Below are 18,182 nucleotides of genomic sequence, written 5' to 3'. Positions count from 1 at the left end.
CCTGACGCACCGCCTTGACGGTCGGCGCCCGCACCGCGGACGCCGGCCGTCGGCGCGCCTGCGTGGCAATCCCATTCGCTGCTGAGAACCTTTTTCACATGGTGTCCTCCGACGCGCCCGTGCTCGCCCGCCCCACCGCCCGACCGGCCCTGCCGAGCGCGCCGATGGACGTCACCGAGGCGTGGCTGCGCAACCGTCGGCTCTCCGAGCACACCCGCGACGCCTACCGACGCGACGTCACCGCGTTCCTCGGCTGGTGCGCCGAGCACGACCTGGATCCGCTGCGGGCGACGTTCCTGCACGTCAACGAGTACGCCCGCGCGCTGGAATCCACACTCGTGGCCCGCAGCGGCCGACCATTGACCCCGGCCACCGTCGCACGTCGGCTCTCCGCCCTGTCGAGCTGGTACGACTTCCTCGTCAAACTCGGCGGCGTACCCGCCAACCCGGTCTCCGGCGCGGACCGGCCCCGCGTCGACCGCGACCACTCCGCCACCATCGGGCTCACCCCCGAGGAGGTGGACGCCCTACTCGCTGCCGCCGACGCCGAGACCGGCCCGACGGCGGCGCGCAGCCGGGCCGCCATCGCGCTGCTGGCCGACCTGGGCCTGCGGGTCGGCGAACTGGTCTCACTGGACCTGGCCGACCTCGGCGCCGAGCGCGGGCACCGCAGCGTGCGCTTCGTCGGCAAGGGCGGCAAGAAGCGCCGCCGCGCCCTCACCCCGGGCACCGCGTACGCGGTCGACGCCTACCTGGCCCAGCGGGCCGCCGCCGAAGGCGTGCCGGTGACGCAGCTGAGCGGGCCACTGCTGGTCACCGCCAGCGGCGCGCGACTCGACCGGCACTCCGTGTTCCGGATGGTCCGTCGCCTCGCCCGCGCCGCCGGTATCCCGGCCTGGGCGAGACTGTCGCCGCACTCGCTGCGACACGCGTTCGCCACCACCGCCCGCTCCGAGGGCGTTCCCCTCGAAGACGTGCAGGACGCCATGGGGCACGCCGACCCGCGCACCACCCGCCGCTACGACCGGGACCGGCACAACCTCGACCGCGACCCGGCGTACGCGGTGTGGGCCGCCCGGTCCCGTCGGCGCGCCTGAGCGTCGTACCCCCGGCCTACCGTCGCCGGATGAGACACGGTCTGGAGATCCCCTGCGGCGGCGACCATCTCGCCGTCGCCACCCTCGTCGAGCTGGGTGAGCTGGCCGAGCACGCCGGGTGGGACGGGGTGTTCCTGGAGGACTACCTCATCCACTACCACGGCGACGACCCGTCCACCTACGACCCGTGGCTGGTGCTCACGGCGATCGCCGGGCGTACCGAGCGGGTCCGGCTGGGCACGGCCGTCACCGCGCTGCCCCGACGCCGCCCGGCGAAGCTGGCCCGCGAGGTGCTCACCCTCGACCAGCTCAGCGCCGGCCGGGCCACCGTCGCGGTGGGGGTCGGCGACCCGGGCGACCGGGGTCTGGCCGCGTTCGGTGAGCCGACCGAGGTGGCCGTCCGCGCCGCGATGCTCGACGAGGGCCTCGACCTGCTGACCGGCCTGCTCAGTGGCGAGCGGGTCGAGCATCGGGGTGTCCACTACCGGGCCGAGAACGTGGCGCTGCGTCCACCGCCCGTGCAGTCACTCCGGGTGCCGGTCTGGGTCGGCGGCAGCACCCAGGCTGGGGCGGTGCGACGGCGTGCGGCCCGCGCCGACGGCATCGTGCCGTACAAGTTGACCGACACCGACGGCTGGGCCGACTTCACCCCCGACGAGGTCCACGAGCTGGCCGCAGCGCTGCCGGCGACGCGGGCCGACGGTCAGCCGTTCGACGTAGCTATCGGCGGCCGGCGGCGTCGCCCGGACGAGCGCGCCGAACGGGCCTACCACCGCGAGCTAACCGCCGCCGGGGCGACCTGGTGGCTGGAGTACGTCCCGGTCGGCGACCCGGCGGCGATGCGCGACGCGGTGGCCCGCGGCCCGCTGCGCTGAGCGGCCCGAGCGTCAGTCCGACGGTGGATCGGCCTCCGCCACCGGGCCGGCGACCCCGGCGGCCCGCCGCGCGGCGCGCGTCAGCCGGTCGACTCGCCGTGCCGTCAGCCCTGCGGCCGGCGGCAGAGGCAGAACGGCTGGCCGATCGGGTCGAGGAGCACCACCCACGTCTCGCCGGGCTGGAACTCCGGCTTCGACGCGCCCGCGGCCACGAACTCCTTCTCGGCCTGAGCCAGGTCGTCGACGTAGAGGTCGAGGTGGTAGCGCTTCTGCCCGGACGTGTCCGGCCAGGCCGGCGGCGCGTAGCCCTCGACCAGGCCGAACCCGATGGACATGCCACCGCCGTTGATCATCGCGTACTCGGCTTGACTGTGGGTGATCTCCCAGCCCAGCACCCGGTTATAGAAGGCGGCCTGCCCGGCCGGGTCGGAGCTGTCCAGATTGACCATCGCGAGGTCGGCAGTTGTCGTCATGCCCGCACTATGCCCGGCACCCCCGACAATCCCCGTCGACCTCCTCAGCAGAGCAGATCCAGGTGATGGTGGGCGTCCTCGGCGATGTCCTCGTGCCGCAGCCACCGCCGTGCCCACAGCCGGGCCGCCGCCTCCGCCTGCTCGTCACCCCAGGCGGCGTGCTCCACCAGCAGCGCGGCGGTCAGCGCGTACGCCAGCCGCAGCGCCAGCGCACGGGCGCCCGCGACGACGCTGGCCGCGCCCGGTTCGGCGGTCACCACGGCGATGGTGTCGCGGAGTTGCCCGGCGACGGTGGCCAGGGTGTCGGCCAGCGCGGGCGACAGCGGCCGGGCCAGGTCGACGGCAGCGGTCAGCCGACGCAGTAGCGGCGTCCCGGCGTCCTCCCGGGTCAACGCACGCAGCACGTCCAGGGACAACACGTTGGTGGTGCCCTCCCAGATCGGCAGCACCTGCGCATCGCGCAGCAGCCGGGGCACCCCGGTGTCCTCCACGTACCCGGCGCCGCCGAAGCTCTCCACGTACTCGCTGGCGGAGCTGACGGCGAGCCGCCCGGTGGCGAGCTTGGCCAGCGGCGCGACGATGCGCAGCTCCGCGACCGCCTCCGGGTCGGCGCCGACCTCCACCCGCCCGAGCAGCGCGAACGCGTGCCCGGCGAGGGCGAACGCGCCCGCCGCGTCGACCGCGAGCGTGCCGAGCGTGGCGCGGTGCAGGGGCGAGGACGACAGCGGGCCGCCCGCGACGTGCCGCGCGTCGGCGAACGCGCGGGCGTAGGCGAGCCCTCGGCGCATCCCGCCGGCAGCGGCGGCGGCGTTGTGCACCCGGGTCACCACGACCAGGGTCATGGCCCGGACCAGGCCGGGCACCGCCGGGTCGCCCAGCGGCACCGCGTACGCGTCGCGCAGCCCGATCTCGGCGGTCGGCAGCGCCCGGGTGCCGAGCTTGTCCTTGAGCCGGTGCACGACGACACCGGGGGCGGGCGCGTCCGGTGCCGCGCCGGTGGCCAGGGGCGAGTCGACCGCGTAGCGGGGGACCAGGAACGGGGCGAGCACCCGACTGCCCCGCCCGGCGCCCTCGGGGCGGGCCAACGCCACCGCCATCGCCGCGTCGGCGGCGGAGCAGAACCACTTCTCCCCGGTCAGCCGCCACGAACCGTCCGCCGCCGGCCGACCGATCGTGCTCGACCGGCCCAGGTCCGAGCCGCCCTGCGACTCGGTCATCCACTGCCCGCTGGTGATCGCCGTGTCCGGATCGGTGGAGAGCAGCCGGGGCAGCCACGCGTCGCGGACACCGGCGTCGACGTCGGGCAGGCTGAGCAGGGCCGCCGCGCCGTCGGCCATCGCCACCGGGCAGGAGAACGTGGCCGACTCCGGCCCGTACAGGTGCAGCAGCGCGTGCTGCACGACCCGCGCGGCAGCGCCCCACGTGCCCCGCGCCTCGGGCAGGTAGGGCAGCGCCACCACGGCGTGCCGGGCGGCGGCGGCCCGCTGCGTCTCCCACCCGGCGGACACCTCGATGCGGTCGACGCGGGCGCCCCACGGGTCGTAGCGGACCAGCGTCGGCGGGTGCGCCTCGGCGTCGGCGTGTGCCGCGCGCAGCGGCCCGGTGACGTCGGCGGCCAGGTCGGCGAGGCGGCCCTTCGCGGCGGCGTGACCGGCCGCGCCGAGGTGACGCTCCAGCCAGGACCGCAGCAGGGCATCACCGGCGTACGGGTCGGCAGGGGGTGGTACCGGCTGCACGAAGCGGCTCATCGATCGGCTCCCAGGCGCTACGGGGGTGTGCGCCGACGGTAGACGATGGGTGGCCGCGCCGAAAGAAGGCCCAGTTTTCGGCTTGCCGTGCCTCACCGCGACGGTGTTCTCTACGGTCGGTAATCGTGGGTGCCGGCCAGTCGTGGAGCCGACCGGCCCGGCGGCGCCGCCCGATGCGTGCCGGGCTGGCCTTCGCCGGGTTCGGCATGGCGCTGTGCTGCGTCGGAGTCGCCGGACTGGGAGCGTGGAACCTGCAGACCGTACGGCAGGCCGCCGGCCCGATCCGGGAGACCGCCGACGGGTTCCTCAGCGAGGTGTCCCTCGGCGACAGCGACCGCGCGTACGAACGCCTGTGCGCCGACGCCCGGACCCGGTGGAGCGCGATCGGGTTCACCAGCTGGGTGCGGACCCCGCCCATGGTGACCGACTACGAAATCACCGACGTCTCGGTGGCGACAAAGGGTGGGCACCCGCGCGGGACCGTCACCGTGCGGTTGACCCGCGCCGGCGGCATCAGCGAGGAACGCCGCCTGCCGGTGGTCCGCGAGGGCGGCGACTGGCGGGTGTGCGGTGACCCCTTCTGAGCCGCCGGCCGTCGCGTTGGCGCACCCCCGGCTGCTGCGCCGGCGTCAGGGCGTCGAGCCGACCACCTCGACCGAGTTGTTCTTCGACCTGGTCTTCATCTTCACGATCACCCAGGTGTCGCACTACCTGATCGCGCACCCGGACGCGCGTGGCGCCGCCCGGACCGCCCTGCTGTTGGCGCTGGTCTGGTTCGTCTGGGTCTACACCACCTGGGTGACCAACTGGCTGCAACCGGACCAGGGCCCGGTACGGGCGATGCTGATCGGGGTGACGCTGGGCAGCCTGCTGTTGTCGGCGGCGATCCCACAGGCGTTCGCCGGGACGGGTCTGCTCTTCGCGGTGGTCTACGTGGTCGTGCAGGTGGGCCGGACCATGTTCACGTTGTGGGCGACGCAGGGCAACCCGTGGCTCGTCGACGGGTTCCAGAAGTCGTTGCCCTGGATCGCCGCCACGTCGGTGCTCGTGGTGGTCGGTGGCCTGGTCGACACCCCGGCCCGGGAGGTGGTGTGGGCGGCGGTGATCGTGCTCGAGGTGGTCGGCCTGTCGATCGGTTACCCACTGCCGGGGCGCGAGCGCAGCCGCCCCGAGCGGTGGATGGTGGAGGGTGGGCACCTGGCGGAGCGCTGCGCGGCGTTCGTCCTCATCGCGCTCGGCGAGTCGATCCTGGTCACCGGCAGCACCCTGACGGCACACGTGGACCTGGTACGTCTCGGCGCGTTCGGTGTGGCGTTCGCCGGCTCGGTGGCGCTGTGGTGGGTGTACTTCGCGCGGTCGGCGCCGGCCGCCGCGGCGGTCGTCGCCCGCGCGGGCACGCGTACGGGGGCGCTGAGCCGGGTCGCGTTCAACTACCTGCACCCGGTGATGGTGGCCGGCATCGTCGTCACCTCGGCGGGCGACGAACGGCTGCTGCACGCTCCGGGCGCGGCGGCCACCACGGTCACCGCCCTGTTCACCCTGGGCGGCCCGGCGCTGTTCCTCGCCGGGCACGCCGGCTACCAGGCGGTGCTGTGGCGGGGGTTGCCGACCAGCCGGATCGTCGCGGTGGTGGTGCTGCTGGCGCTGGTACCGGTCTGCGTGGGGCGGGGCGCGACGGTGGTGACGTGCGCGGCGCTGGCGACGGCGGTGACCGTCGCGGTGATCCTGACGGACCGGTCCCGGCGGGGCACGTCGTGACCGAACCCGCCCCGGCCCACCCACAGTTGCTGCGCCCGCGTCGGGGCGTGGAGCGGACCACGTCCACCGAACTCTTCTTCGACCTGGTCTACGTCTTCACGATCACCCAGTTGTCCCACTACCTCAGCGGGAACCTCGACTGGCCGGGCGTGGGGCGCACCGCGGTGTTGCTGGGCATGGTCTGGCTGGTCTGGATCTACACCGTGTGGATGGGCAACTGGCTGCGCCCGGACCGGGCGCCGGTACGCACCACGCTGCTGGTGGTGACGCTGGGCAGTCTGCTGCTCGCGGCGGCGTTGCCCACCGCGTTCGGCGGCGACGGTCTGCTCTTCGCCGGAGCGTACGCGGCGGTGCAGATCGGTCGGACGGTCTTCGCCATGTGGGCCATCCGCGGCCAGCCGTACGTCAGTGACAGCTTCCGCCAGTGCCTCGTCTGGATCGCCGGCACCGGACTGTTGGCCCTCGTCGGCGGCCTGGTGGGCACTCCGGCCCGGGAGGTGATCTGGATCGGTGTGATCGCCGTCGACGCGCTCGGGTTGGCGACCGGGTTCCCGGTGCCCGGTCTGGGCCGCAGCACCCCCGAACGGTGGAAGGTCGAGGGTGGGCACCTCGCCGAACGGTGCCAGGCCTTCGTCCTCATCGCGCTGGGGGAGTCGATCCTCGTCACCGGGGGGACGTTGACGCAGCACCTGGACCGGTCGGGCATCTTCGCGTTCCTGCTCGCCTTCGCCGGGTCGGTGGCCCTGTGGTGGGTGTACTTCGACCGGGCGGACACGGTCATGCGGGCCCTGGCCGAGGCGGGTGAGCGGGCCGGCCGGCTGTCCCGGCTGGTGTTCAACTACCTGCACCCGGTGATGGTGGGCGGCATCGTGGTCACCGCGGTCGGCGACGAGCGGCTGCTGCACGCCCCCGGGCACGCGGTGGGGTGGGCGGACGCGCTCGTCGTCCTCGGCGGGCCGGCGCTGTTCCTGGCCGGGCACGCCGCGTACCAGTTGGTGCTCGGCTTCGCCGGGGTGGCGGGCCGGGTCACGGCGACGCTGCTGCTGCTCGCGTTGACCCCCGGGGCAGTCGCGCTGGGCGCACCGGTCGCGGTCACCGCCGGGGCGGCGCTGCTGGTCACGGCCGCGGTGATCGTGGCCGATCGGGTGTCGGACCGGCGGGTGTCTCAGTCGCGGGGGCCGAGGTCGCCGCTGCGGTAGTGCCGCCGGCAGAGCACCTGGTAGCGCACGTCGGCGGTCTCCACGGTGTCGCCGATGACGACCTGCTCGCCCTCGCGGACCACCCGGTCGTCGACGACCCGGGCGTTGAGCAACCCTTCCCGGCCGCACCAGCACAGCACCTCGACCTGGATGCGGGCCACCTCGTCGGCCAACTCGAACAGGCGCTGCGCGGCGGGGAACAGGCAGGACCGGAAGTCGGTGGCGAGGCCGAACGCGAACACGTCCACGTCGTAGCTGTCCACCAGCTCGGCCATCTGCTCGACGTGCTCGACGGTGTAGAAGCACGCCTCGTCGCAGATCAGGTAGTCGACGCGTACCCCGTCGGCCCAGCGACCCCGCACGAGCGCCCGCAGGTCCAGGTCGTCGGTGACCTCGATGGCCTCGTGGGCCAGGCCGATGCGGGTGGTGACCTGCGGGCCCAGCGACCGGTCGATGCGGGTGGTGACCAGGCCCCGGCGGCCCTGCCGGGCGTGGTTGTAGTTCATCTGCAACGCCATCGTGGACTTACCGCAGTCCATCGGCCCCCAGAAGAACTTCAACGCCGCGGCGTGCACCGGCCGCCCGTCGAGCCCACGCGCGGCCGCGCAGCCGGCGGGGGCGTGCGGCTGGCCGGGGAACGGGTGGGCCAGGCAGGTCGGCATGGCAGCGGCGTCGTCGGTCACGGTCGGGCAGCCTAGCCGATCGACCGGCCCGGATCTGTCAGGTGCGTCGCACGTGCTCAGAGCACCCGTGGCGGGGTGTTTCCGGCCGCGATGATGGCCCGGCGCATCGGCACCGCCAACAGCAGCAGGAAACCGACCACGAAGAAGCCCACCAGTGAGACCAGGCCCACGCGGTAGGAGGAGGTGAGTTGGAACACGATGCCGAACGCGAGCGGGCCGAGCCAGCTCGTGCCCCGGTCGCTGATCTCGTAGAAGCCGTAGTACTCGCCCTCCTTGCCGGCGGGGATGAGCTGGCTGAACAGGGACCGGCTCAGCGCCTGACTGCCACCCAGGACCAGGCCGATGCAGGCGCCGAGCGCCATGAACGGCAGCGGCGCCTCGGGGGGCAGCCAGAACACGCCGAGGATCACGGCGGTCCAGAGCACCAGGCTGATCAGCACCGTCTTCTGTGCGCCGATGCGCCGGGCCAGCGCGCCGAGGAGCAACGCGCCACCGAAGGCGAGGAACTGCACCAGCAGGATCGTGACGATCAGCGTGCTCTGCTCCAGCCGCAGCTCCTCGGTGCCGTACTGGCTGGCCATCGTGATGACGGTCTGGATGCCGTCGTTGAAGACCAGGAACGCGAGCAGGAAGAACAACGTCAGCGGGTACGCCCGGATCTCGCGCAGGGTGTGCCCGAGCTGCCGGAACCCGTCGGTGAGCACGTTGCCCCGCGCGGCCACGGCCGCCGTGACGGGACGGTCGCGCAGCCAGCGCAGCGGCACCAGCGTGAACACCCCCCACCACACTCCGGCGGAGACGATCGACCAGCGGGCCAGGTCCAGGGTGCGCTGCGGGTTGTCGTCCTCACTGAGCAGGGAGACCGTGGCCAGGTTCACCGCCAGCAGCAGGCCACCGCCGAGGTAGCCGAGCGCCCAACCGCGGCTGGAGATGGCGTCCCGCTCGTCCGGGCCGCCGAGCTGCGGCAGGAACGAGTTGTAGACCACGATCGCGGCGCCGAAGGAGATGTTGGCGATCAGGAACAACGCACCGCCGAGCAGGTACCGGTCGCCGGTGACGAAGGCCATCGCGATGGTCGCCCCCGCGCCGGTGAACGCGGCCCCGCCGAGCAGGCGCTTCTTGTGCGCCGACCGGTCCGCGATCGCCCCGATGACCGGCAGCGCGAACACGGTCAGGAACACCGACAGCGAGATCAGGTACGGGTAGTACGACCCGGCCGCGACCCGGATGCCCAGCGGGTGCACGTACCCGTCGCAGGTGTCCGCGCCCAGCTCACAACCGGCGGCGGTCTCGGCGACGGTGGTCAGGAACGGGCCGAGGAACACGGTGATCACCGTGGACTGGAACGCGGAGTTCGCCCAGTCGTAGATGTACCAGCCGCGGCGCTCGCGGGGGGTGCTCGCCGGGGGCGGGGTGTCGGTCACCGTGGGGGTCACGGTCTCGGCCATCGGGGGTTCCTTCGGTGCTGGTCAGGCGGTCCAGTGGCCGCGGCTGCGGTAGACGTCGCGCAGCACGCCGACGTGATCGGTCATGATGCCATCCACGCCACGATCCAGTAAGTCGTGCATCTGGTCCGCATCGTCGATCGTCCAGACGTGCACCTGAAGGCCGAGCCGGTGGCAGTAGTCGACGAACCGGCGGTCCACCACCGGCACCCGCCCGTAGCGGGGCGGCACCTGCGCGGCGACCACCGACGGGGGCAGCCGCAGCGGGCGGCCGTGCAGGGAGGCCAGCCGCAGCCGGGCGACTGCCCGCATGCCGAGGCTGGTGGCGACGCGTCCCTCGGTGAGCGCCCGCAGCCGGGCCAGTCGGGCGTCGCTGAACGAGGCGAGCAGCACCCGGTCGGCCGCGCCGACCCGGGTCAGGGTGGCGACCGTCGGCGCGACGCCGCCGTCGGCCTTCACGTCGATGTTGAAGCGGACCTGCGGCCAGGCGTCCAGCACCTCGTCGAGCCGGGGTACGACGGCGGCGCCGCCGACGCGTACCGAGGTGAGGTCGGCCCAGCTCAGGTCGGCGATGCGCCCCGCGGTGCCGGTGACCCGCGCGAGCGTCGGGTCGTGGAAGATCACCGGGACGCCGTCGGCGGTGGCGTGCACGTCGGTCTCCACGTACCGATAACCGAGCCCGATGGCCCGGGCGAACGCCGTGGTGGTGTTCTCGTCGCCCTCGGCGGCCCCGCCGCGGTGGGCGAACGCCAGCGGCGCGGGCGCGTCGAGGTAGGCGCATCGGTTGAGCACGCGACGCAGTATGCCCGCCGTCGGCAGAGCCTGGGTGGCCTGCCGGCGAATATCAGGCCCCTTGGTGGGGCGGTCCCGTCTCCCGGCGATCGGAAATGTGGCGATGACCCCGGTCGGCGCGGCGTTCGTCCGCCACACCGACCGGGGTCATCGCCTGGCCACGGCTCGCCGTGTCGCCGCGATCAGCCCGGGAGGTTCGTCGTCAACTGCGTCGTCAGGACGGTGCCGGTCTGCTTGTCGAGCACGACGGTCAACGCGTTTCCGGTCGGAGCCGCGGTTCCCTGCGGCCGAGGGAATGCCCTGCCCGTGAAGTTCCCCGTCAACGTGACGACCGTGACGGTCGAGGCGTTGTCGACGGCGGTGCCGAGTCGCGCGGTGGCGGCCTTCGGGGTGCTGTCGGCCATCGTGGCGACGCTCGCCGACGGGTCTCCGGCGAGGGTGGCGATCCGCTGCGCCTGCTGCAGGGCGGACGTGGTGGCCGGCGCGGCCTCGGTGGACGCGGCGGTGGTCTGCGGCAGGTTGCAGCGGGCCCGCATGTCGTTGGGCTGGGAGACCCACAACGCGTAGCACGGGGTGCTGTCCGGGTCGTCGTAGCTGGGGTAGCTGGGGCTGGCCCAGCCGTTCTTCCAGACCGGGCTCGCTGCGGCCGTACGGTACCTCAGCTTTCCACCCGTCATGCTGACGACGTTGCCGTCGGCGGCGGATTCGATGCCGATCTCGGCGATCGCGGTGGTGGAGGGCGCGCCCGTGTAGCGGGTCACGGAGGCGCCATCGCGGTACATGTCCCACGTGCCGTTGGTGGCTTCTTGAATCCGTACGAGGTGCTTGGTGTTGGATAGCGCGGCCGCGCCGTGGCACCGTTCCACGTATCCCTTGCCGGGGAGCAGACTGGCGGTGAACCAGACGAGCCCCGTACCGCAGACGCTGGCCCCACGAGTGATCCCCATCTCGACCCAGTAGGTGTTCGGATCGTAGGGGACGGGGTCGAATATGACCCAGGCCTCCGCTGTCGCGAAATTGTTCCCGGGGTTGTTGACCTGCATCTGATAGACCCCGAGCTCGAATTCCACGGCGGAAATGTCGGCCACCGGCCAATACACGACCCCGTAGCAGTGGTCGTCCAGGGTGCACTGCGCCGCCGATTGTGCCTGGGCGGGTGTCGCGACCATCGAGGTGAGCGCCAGCGCGCCCAACCCCACGATCGCGATCGCCCGTTCGAGCAACTTCCGATACATCTGACCTCCCGCCGATAGCTGGGCCCGATCCGTCGGGGCCCGTGCTGACGCCGCCGTTCGTCACGGGGTGGCTGCGGCGACCTGGCGGTAAGCCTGACCTGCGGTTGGTGCGGTAGCACAGGCTTCGAGCTGTGCGGAACAGTCCCGCACACGTGGAGCCCAGGTGGCCTGCCCGTGGGGCCCTGGCGCCCCCGTCACCCCCGTGGGACGGGAGCGCCAGGGGGCCTACGGGCGGAGACCGCCGGCCACCACGTACCCGCCGGCGAGGATCGGGTAGCGGGGGCGTGCGGGCACCTCCGGGGGCAGCTCCGTCTCGGGGTCGAGGCAGCCGGTGGGGGGCGGCTCGGTCCCGTTCTGCGCCTGGGCGTCGACGATCACGTCGGGCTGTCGACCACCGTCGATGATCTTCACGTAGTAGCCGTGGTTGCGGACCGGACCGACGCCGTCGGGCACGATCGCCGTGAACACCGCGACGTTCCCGACGACGCGCAGACAGGTCACTTCGGCCCGTCCCCGTGCGACCTCGGTGCCGTCCGGCAGCGCGTGCCGGTACCGGAACTCGCCACGCGTCGACCCGTCGACGGTCGTGACCGCCGCGACACCGAACCAGATCCGGTGCCCTGCCGTGTTGGGCTCGTCGTACACGAAGTGGCCCGCCCCGGCGACCATGGCGGCCGTGCTCGGCGGCGACGTGCCGGTGGGTGCGGTGGGCTGCGCCCATGCCGTCGACGAGCCCGCCGCGACCAGCGCGACCGTGGCCGCCGCTGCCGTCACGACCCGTGCGTACCTGTCCATGGAAAACCCCTCGCGTCGGCGACTGTGACGAGTCCAGCCTCGTCGCGGTCCCGACCGCGTTGATCCCCACGCCGAGCCAACCGCCTCCCCCGCCCGAGGGAGCCCCCGGCCTGCGCCGAGGCGGGGCGCCCGCCGCTTGCGCCGATCTTGCACTTTGTGTCGCCGCTATGGCCGCTTGACCCGTTATGTCACCGCAGAAAGTGCAAGATCACGGGGGCGGGGGCGTTGGGGGTCAGGGGGTGCGGCGGTGGGTGCGGGTGGTGTCGATGGGGCGGCCGGGGTCGACGTGGTGGGGGCGGTCGGGTTCGTCGGGGCGTAGCGGGGCGAGGGTGTCGGTGAGGGCGTCGACGATCCGGTTGGTGGCCCGGCGGGCCGCGCCGGGCGTGCTGGCGCTGGACTCGCCGAGGTCGACGGGTGCGCCGAAGTGCACCCGGATCACCGGCCGACGCCACAGCGCGCGGGCGATGCCGCGCAGCATCCCCTTCGGCGCCCGGTAGGGCAGCACCTCGTGCGCGCCCCACTGGGCGACCGGGACGACGGGAGCGCCGCAGGCCAGCGCGAGCCGGGCGACGCCGGTCTTGCCGCGCTCGGGCCACATGCCGGGGTCCAGGCCGATGCGTCCCTCGGGGTAGATGAGGATCACCGAGCCGGCCGCGACGGCCTCGGCCGCGTCGTCGAGGGCCTGGTGGACGGCGCTGGTGCCCCGGTCGACCCGGATGTGTCCGACGTGCCGCATGGCGGCACCGAGGACGGGGGCGCGGAACAGGCCGGCGGTCGCCATGATCCGTGGGGCGATGCCCCGCTCCCGGCAGGCGGCGATCATGACCAGGGGGTCGAACGGGCTGATGTGGTTGGCGGCCAGCACGAGCGGTCCCCGGCGCAGGTGCGCGGGGACGTCGCCGGTGACCTCGAGGCGGGCGAGCAGGCCCACCAGGGCGCGCGCGAGCAGGAGGGCGGCCCGCCAGAGCAGTGGTGGCTGCCAGGTCGTCGTGTCCATCAGCGCGCCATCCTCGCACGAGGCGACGGGTCCGCGAGGGCGAGCGTCCGGAGTGATCAGGGTCATTGGTCCCGGGCCGGTTCGGGCCGCCCGGCCCTGCCCCTTTCTCTACGACGAGCGGTAGTATTTACTACGTCTCGTAGTACGCATGTTTGGGGGTCCAGGTGGACGCGTTGGACGTCGCCCGGTGGCAGTTCGGTGTCACGACCGTCTACCACTTCCTGTTCGTGCCGCTGACCATCGGCCTGTCCGTGCTGGTGGCGATCCTGCAGACGATGTGGCACCGCACCGGCAACGAGCGCTACCTCAAGCTCACCAAGTTCTACGGCAAACTGTTCCTGATCAACTTTGCCATGGGCGTGGTCACCGGCATCGTGCAGGAGTTCCAATTCGGCATGAACTGGAGCGACTACTCCCGCTTCGTGGGCGACATCTTCGGCGCACCCCTGGCCATCGAGGCGCTCGTGGCGTTCTTCCTCGAATCCACCTTCATCGGCCTGTGGATCTTCGGCTGGGACCGGCTACCCAAGCGCGCGCACCTGGCCAGCATCTGGGCCGCCGCGATCGGCACGAACCTGTCCGCGTACTTCATCCTCGCCGCGAACTCGTTCATGCAGAACCCCGTCGGCTACCGCATCAACCCGGACAGCGGACGTGCCGAGCTGACCGACTTTCCGGCCGTGCTCACCAACAAGGTCGCCCTGATCACCTTCCCGCACACCCTGGCCGGCTCGTTCCTGGTCGCCGGGTCGCTGATCGTGGCGGTCGGCCTGTGGCACGTGATCCGCAACCGCGACTCCGCCGACACCGGCGCGTACCGCTTCGCCACGAAGTTCGGCTCCTGGGTGGTCCTGGTCGCCTCGGCGGCCGTGCTGTTCACCGGCGACATCCAAGGCAAGATCATGACCGAGGTGCAGCCGATGAAGATGGCCGCCGCCGAGGGTCTCTACACCACCGAGAGCCCCGCCTCGTTCTCCGTGCTCACCATCGGCAGCCTCGACGGCAGCCGCGAGGTGTTCGCCCTGAAGATCCCGTACCTGCTGTCGTACCTGGGTACCGGCGACCCGAACGGCACCGTGCACGGCATCAACGACCTCCAGGCCCAGTACGCCACCCAGTACGGCCCCGGCAGCTACACCCCGATCATCCCGGTCACCTACTGGAGCTTCCGCTTCATGGTCGGCTTCGGGCTGGCGGCCGGCGCGATCGCGCTGCTGGTGCTCTGGAGCCAGCGCCGGGGCCGCACCCCGCGCAGCAGGTGGCTGCTGCGCGCCGGGCTGGCCATGCCGGTGCTGCCGCTGCTGGCGAACTCCTTCGGCTGGATCTTCACCGAGATGGGCCGCCAGCCGTGGATCGTCTTCGGCGAGATGCTCACCCGCAACGGGGTGTCCCGCAGCGTCTCGCTGACCGAGGTCCTCACCTCGTTCACCGCCTTCACGCTGATCTACGCCACCCTCGCCGTGATCGAGGTCAGGTTGCTGCTGCGCTACGCCAAGGCCGGCGTACCCGACGTCAGCGAACAGCCCCCGGCCGACGACACCGACGACGCCGAGCGTCCGCTCGCCTTCGCCTACTGAACCCGGAGCCCATCGTGGACCTGACCACCATCTGGTTTCTCCTCGTCGCCGTGCTGTTCACCGGCTACTTCATCCTGGAGGGCTTCGATTTCGGCGTCGGCATGCTGCTGCCGGTACTCGGCCGCGACGACCGGGAACGCCGCGTCCTGATCAACACCATCGGCCCGGTCTGGGACGGCAACGAGGTGTGGCTGATCACCGCCGGCGGGGCCATGTTCGCCGCCTTCCCCGAGTGGTACGCCACCCTCTTCTCCGGCTTCTACCTGCCGCTGCTGCTCATCCTGCTGGCCCTCATCGCCCGGGGCGTGGCCTTCGAGTACCGGCACAAGCGCCCCGAGGCGTCCTGGAAGCGTCGGTGGGACGCCGCCATCGTCATCGGCTCGCTGCTGCCGGCGATCCTGTGGGGCGTCGCCTTCGCCAACATCCTGCGCGGAGTACCGCTGGACGCCGACCACGAGTACGTCGGCGGCCTCGTCGACCTGCTCAACCCGTACGCCCTGCTCGGCGGCGCGACCACCCTCGCGCTGTTCCTGACCCACGGCGCGGTGTTCCTGGCCCTGAAGACCACCGGCGACATCCGCGAGCGCGCGGGCGCGCTCGCGGTGCGCCTGGGCGTCGGGGCCGCCGTGCTCGCGGTCGGCTTCCTGACCTGGACCCTGAGCATCCGCTCCAGCGCGGCCGCCGTCGTGCTCGCCGTCGGCGCGGCCCTCGCCCTGCTCGGTGGCCTGGCCGCCGCCCGGGTACGACGAGAGGGCTGGGCCTTCACGGGTACGGCCGTGGCGATCGGCCTGGCCGTGGCGACCCTGTTCGCGGCGCTGTTCCCGAACGTGCTGCCGTCCACCCTCGACGCGGCGGGCACGCTCACGGCCACCAACGCGGCCTCCACCCCGTACACCCTGAAGATCATGACTTGGGTGGCGGTGATCTTCACCCCGGTGGTGCTGGCCTACCAGGCGTGGACGTACTGGGTCTTCCGCAAGCGCATCGGCGTGGCCAACATCCCCCAACACTGACCCCGACCCGCCCCGGCCCTCGGCGATCATCCGGGGCGGTATATCGGCTGGTCGGTGTCGGAGCGCCCCGCTACGGTGTGCCGATGCGCGTTCGTGAACTCACCATCGACGACCTGGACGACGCCTGGGAGCTGGGCCGGTTGGCGTTCGGCTCCACCCAGGAGCGTGCCCCCAGCACCCGCGTCGAGGTGCCGGGCATGACGCGCTGGGGCGCGTTTGACGACACCGGCCGGCTCGTCGGCAAGGCCGTCGACCTGCACCACGAGCAGTGGTGGTCCGGGCGGGCCGTCGCGGCGGCCGACGTCGCCGGGGTGGCGGTCGCCCCCGAGGCACGGGGCCGGGGCGTCGCTCGAGCCCTGCTCACCGCCCTGCTGGCCGGGGCCCACGAGCGCGGCGCGGCGATCAGCGCCCTGTACCCGACCATCGCCGCCCCCTACCGCGCCTGCGGCTGGGAGACCGGCGGTGTGCTGCGCACCGTCAACCTCGCCACCGCCGCGCTGCCCCGGCACCGGCCCGCGTCGCAGCTGACCGTCCGCGCCGGCACGCCCGCCGATCTGGCCGCCGTCGCCGACCTGTACGAGCGGGTGGCCCGCCACCGCAACGGCATGTTGACGCGCCAGGGCAAGCTGTTCGACTTTTTCACCGCCGACGCGAAGCTGCCCGGTGACGGGCTCACCCTCGTCGAGGACGACGGCGACCTGGTCGGCTACGCCGCCTGGGAGCGGGGCCGCGGCTACGGTGCCGACTCGGTGTTGACCGTCGACGAGGCCCTGGCCACCACCGCCGACGCGGCCCGGGAACTCGTCGGGGTCCTCGGGAGCTGGGCCAGCGTCGCGCCGACCCTGCGACTGTGCCCGCTCGACGGTGACGCCGTCAGCGCCCACCTGCCGCTGGAGGCGGCCCGCGACCACGAGCGGGACCTGTGGATGCACCGCCCGGTCGACGTCGTAAAGGCGGTGGCCGACCGTGGCTGGCCCGACCACGCCCGAGGTGTGGTCGACTTCCACCTCAGCGACCGGCTCGCCGACTGGAACACCGGCAGCTGGCGGTTGGTCGTCGCCGACGGCTCCGCCGAACTGACCCGGGTCGACGGCGACGCGGACCTGCGGCTGGACGTACGCGGGTTCGCGCTGCTCTACGCCGGGGCGGCGCGTGCCCGCTCGGTGGCCCAGGCCGGCCTGTTGCACACCGTCGGCGTCGCGCCGGATGCCCTGGACCTGCTGGGCGCCGGCGGCCCGGCGCAACTGCTCGACTACTTCTGACGGATGGTCGTCCGCCTCGCCGGTAGGGTGTGCCGGTGGAAATCCTGGCTCGTGTCCCTTGTGGAGTGACGACGCAGCGGCTGCTGGCGCATCCGCGCCTTCCGTTGGTGGCGGCCTGGGACGCCGACCGTCCGGCGATCCGGATCTGGGAGCACGGCGACGGACACCTGCGCGAGTGTGCAGCCGTCGGCGTGGGTTCGACCGGCTACGCCCAGGACGTCGGTTACGACCGGTTGAAGCGGACGCCGTCGGCCGCCTGGCACCCCGACGACCCACTGTTGGCGGTGGCGGACACCGAGAGCCTCGTGGCCTGGACACCCTCGGGCACGTCGCCGGTCCACGGCGTGACGCGCACCGAGTACCAGCGGGAGGTGGCGTTCAGTCCGGACGGTCGGACGCTCTGGCTGTCGCCCGCCGAGGGGCAGGACGGCTGGGAGCACTCGGTCGCGCTCGAATTCGCCTCCGCAACGACCGTGCGCGGCCCGCGGTGGGACACCGGGGTGGTGGCGCATCCGGCGGGCGGTCTGGTCTGCACCCTTCAGAGCGACCAGGGTGCCACGCTGGTGCTCTTCGCGGCGGACACCGGGCCGGTGCTGCGGCCGTTGCGCCGGGCGCTGGTCCTGGACTGCGACGGGTACGAGGCACCGATCTTCAGCTCGGACGGTCGGCACTTCGCGGTGCGGGGCAACGCGTACGACAACTCGCTGGAGGTGTTCGAGTTTCCCTCGCTGCGGCGCGTCCTGCGTGTGACGTTGGGGGAGCCGAGCCCGGGGTACCCGTACCCGCAGGAGTGGTTGGACGCAATGAACGCCTGGTCCCGCCACAACGTCGCGTTCGGTCGGTCGCCGCGGACCCTCTGGGTCGGCACTCCCGAAGGCGCGGTCATCGAGCTGGACATCGACGGTGCTCGGGTGAGCGAGCACGAGGTGCTGCCCGGGGTGGCGGTGACCGCGCTGGCGGCCACCGCCTCCGGTGAGCTCGTCGTCGCCGGCACCGACGAGCTTCTGCTGTTGTCGGTCGGCACCGCCGGCCAGGACGAGGTGTCCGGGGCCGCGGTGACCGAGTTCCTCGCCAGCACCGTCGAGGCGTCGGTCGTCGACATGGACCAGCTCGATCTGACCGACGGAACCCGCAGCTGGCAGCCGGGCGACCTGGCGGCGGTCACCGACGCCTCCGAGGCCGACCCGACCTGGCTGCGGATCCAGGCGGCCGTGAACCGAGGCACCTGAGCCG

Annotated in this window: 17 protein-coding genes; 9 read left to right on the top strand and 8 right to left on the bottom strand. The window is 72.7% G+C overall.

From position 1 onward, the window contains the following. Positions 1-98 precede the first annotated feature (98 nt). Together ACN269_RS04040 and ACN269_RS04035 are read left to right on the top strand one after the other, a co-directional pair. Complete coding sequence (locus ACN269_RS04040) at positions 99-1,097, top strand: tyrosine-type recombinase/integrase (RefSeq protein WP_421471074.1); 999 nt, start codon at positions 99-101, stop codon at positions 1,095-1,097. A gap of 29 nt (positions 1,098-1,126) precedes the next feature. Continuing rightward, positions 1,127-1,972, top strand: coding sequence for an LLM class flavin-dependent oxidoreductase (locus tag ACN269_RS04035; RefSeq protein WP_421471073.1), 846 nt, complete (start codon positions 1,127-1,129; stop codon positions 1,970-1,972). A gap of 104 nt (positions 1,973-2,076) precedes the next feature. On the opposite strand, the gene ACN269_RS04030 is transcribed toward ACN269_RS04035, so the two are convergent. Continuing rightward, complete coding sequence (locus tag ACN269_RS04030; protein WP_421471072.1) at positions 2,077-2,445, bottom strand: VOC family protein; 369 nt, start codon at positions 2,443-2,445, stop codon at positions 2,077-2,079. A 44-nt stretch (positions 2,446-2,489) separates the two neighbouring features. After that, complete coding sequence (locus ACN269_RS04025; RefSeq protein WP_421471071.1) at positions 2,490-4,193, bottom strand: acyl-CoA dehydrogenase family protein; 1,704 nt, start codon at positions 4,191-4,193, stop codon at positions 2,490-2,492. Positions 4,194-4,318: 125 nt separating this feature from the next. Here ACN269_RS04025 and ACN269_RS04020 point away from each other — a divergent pair, with 125 nt between their 5' ends. The 3 genes from ACN269_RS04020 to ACN269_RS04010 are packed head-to-tail and all read left to right on the top strand — an operon-like array spanning position 4,319 to position 7,150. Further along, the gene (locus ACN269_RS04020) at positions 4,319-4,777 is read left to right on the top strand and encodes a hypothetical protein (RefSeq protein WP_421471070.1); all 459 of its coding nucleotides are present in this window, start codon (positions 4,319-4,321) and stop codon (positions 4,775-4,777) included. Then, positions 4,764-5,951, top strand: coding sequence for a low temperature requirement protein A (locus tag ACN269_RS04015; RefSeq protein ID WP_421471069.1), 1,188 nt, complete (start codon positions 4,764-4,766; stop codon positions 5,949-5,951). Before ACN269_RS04020 ends, ACN269_RS04015 begins: the two co-directional genes overlap by 14 nt. Continuing rightward, positions 5,948-7,150: a low temperature requirement protein A gene (locus ACN269_RS04010; protein WP_421471068.1), complete on the top strand. Its 1,203-nt coding sequence runs from the start codon at positions 5,948-5,950 to the stop codon at positions 7,148-7,150. Before ACN269_RS04015 ends, ACN269_RS04010 begins: the two co-directional genes overlap by 4 nt. On the opposite strand, the gene ACN269_RS04005 is transcribed toward ACN269_RS04010, so the two are convergent. The 6 genes from ACN269_RS04005 to ACN269_RS03980 all read right to left on the bottom strand — a co-directional run bounded on the left by ACN269_RS04005 (position 7,117) and on the right by ACN269_RS03980 (position 13,097). Continuing rightward, complete coding sequence (locus ACN269_RS04005) at positions 7,117-7,833, bottom strand: thymidine kinase (RefSeq protein WP_421471067.1); 717 nt, start codon at positions 7,831-7,833, stop codon at positions 7,117-7,119. The two genes, ACN269_RS04010 and ACN269_RS04005, sit on opposite strands and share 34 nt — an antisense overlap. Before the next feature lie 56 nt (positions 7,834-7,889). Next, on the bottom strand, positions 7,890-9,281 hold the full coding sequence (locus tag ACN269_RS04000; protein WP_421471066.1) for an MFS transporter: 1,392 nt from the start codon (positions 9,279-9,281) through the stop codon (positions 7,890-7,892). A 21-nt stretch (positions 9,282-9,302) separates the two neighbouring features. Beyond that, positions 9,303-10,070 (bottom strand): glycerophosphodiester phosphodiesterase, encoded by a 768-nt coding sequence (locus ACN269_RS03995; RefSeq protein WP_421471065.1) that lies wholly within the window; start codon positions 10,068-10,070, stop codon positions 9,303-9,305. A gap of 182 nt (positions 10,071-10,252) precedes the next feature. Then, positions 10,253-11,305, bottom strand: a complete 1,053-nt coding sequence (locus tag ACN269_RS03990) for a hypothetical protein (protein WP_421471064.1) — start codon at positions 11,303-11,305, stop codon at positions 10,253-10,255. Positions 11,306-11,530: 225 nt separating this feature from the next. Then, a complete protein-coding gene (locus ACN269_RS03985; protein WP_421471063.1) occupies positions 11,531-12,100 on the bottom strand; it encodes a hypothetical protein in 570 nt (189 codons plus the stop codon). A gap of 232 nt (positions 12,101-12,332) precedes the next feature. Continuing rightward, a complete protein-coding gene (locus ACN269_RS03980; protein WP_421471062.1) occupies positions 12,333-13,097 on the bottom strand; it encodes a lysophospholipid acyltransferase family protein in 765 nt (254 codons plus the stop codon). Between the two features lie 164 nt (positions 13,098-13,261). Between ACN269_RS03980 and ACN269_RS03975 the strand changes: the two genes are divergently transcribed. The 4 genes from ACN269_RS03975 to ACN269_RS03960 all read left to right on the top strand — a co-directional run bounded on the left by ACN269_RS03975 (position 13,262) and on the right by ACN269_RS03960 (position 18,178). Further along, positions 13,262-14,674 carry a cytochrome ubiquinol oxidase subunit I gene (locus ACN269_RS03975; RefSeq protein ID WP_421471061.1) on the top strand — a complete coding sequence of 471 codons (1,413 nt, stop codon included), beginning with the start codon at positions 13,262-13,264 and terminating at the stop codon, positions 14,672-14,674. A gap of 14 nt (positions 14,675-14,688) precedes the next feature. Beyond that, positions 14,689-15,687 carry a cytochrome d ubiquinol oxidase subunit II gene (gene cydB, locus ACN269_RS03970; protein ID WP_421471060.1) on the top strand — a complete coding sequence of 333 codons (999 nt, stop codon included), beginning with the start codon at positions 14,689-14,691 and terminating at the stop codon, positions 15,685-15,687. A gap of 83 nt (positions 15,688-15,770) precedes the next feature. Further along, positions 15,771-16,949 carry a GNAT family N-acetyltransferase gene (locus ACN269_RS03965; RefSeq protein ID WP_421471059.1) on the top strand — a complete coding sequence of 393 codons (1,179 nt, stop codon included), beginning with the start codon at positions 15,771-15,773 and terminating at the stop codon, positions 16,947-16,949. A 65-nt stretch (positions 16,950-17,014) separates the two neighbouring features. After that, positions 17,015-18,178 carry a hypothetical protein gene (locus ACN269_RS03960; protein WP_421471058.1) on the top strand — a complete coding sequence of 388 codons (1,164 nt, stop codon included), beginning with the start codon at positions 17,015-17,017 and terminating at the stop codon, positions 18,176-18,178. Positions 18,179-18,182 lie beyond the last annotated feature (4 nt).

This window comes from Micromonospora sp. WMMD736 (assembly GCF_049179015.1).
GTDB lineage: Bacteria > Actinomycetota > Actinomycetes > Mycobacteriales > Micromonosporaceae > Micromonospora.
The sequence above is the reverse complement of the archived record's forward strand: the minus strand, read 5'-3'. Positions and strand labels throughout refer to the sequence as shown.

Excerpts from the sequence above, each read along its gene's own strand:
- ACN269_RS03965 (WP_421471059.1), top strand. The coding sequence starts at position 15,771 with ATGCGCGTTCGTGAACTCACCATCGACGACCTGGACGACGCCTGGGAG.
- ACN269_RS03980 (WP_421471062.1), bottom strand. The coding sequence starts at position 13,097 with ATGGACACGACGACCTGGCAGCCACCACTGCTCTGGCGGGCCGCCCTC.
- ACN269_RS04030 (WP_421471072.1), bottom strand. The coding sequence starts at position 2,445 with ATGACGACAACTGCCGACCTCGCGATGGTCAATCTGGACAGCTCCGAC.
- ACN269_RS04000 (WP_421471066.1), bottom strand. The coding sequence starts at position 9,281 with ATGGCCGAGACCGTGACCCCCACGGTGACCGACACCCCGCCCCCGGCG.
- ACN269_RS04025 (WP_421471071.1), bottom strand. The coding sequence starts at position 4,193 with ATGAGCCGCTTCGTGCAGCCGGTACCACCCCCTGCCGACCCGTACGCC.
- ACN269_RS03990 (WP_421471064.1), bottom strand. The coding sequence starts at position 11,305 with ATGTATCGGAAGTTGCTCGAACGGGCGATCGCGATCGTGGGGTTGGGC.
- ACN269_RS04040 (WP_421471074.1), top strand. The coding sequence starts at position 99 with ATGGTGTCCTCCGACGCGCCCGTGCTCGCCCGCCCCACCGCCCGACCG.
- ACN269_RS03985 (WP_421471063.1), bottom strand. The coding sequence starts at position 12,100 with ATGGACAGGTACGCACGGGTCGTGACGGCAGCGGCGGCCACGGTCGCG.
- ACN269_RS04035 (WP_421471073.1), top strand. The coding sequence starts at position 1,127 with ATGAGACACGGTCTGGAGATCCCCTGCGGCGGCGACCATCTCGCCGTC.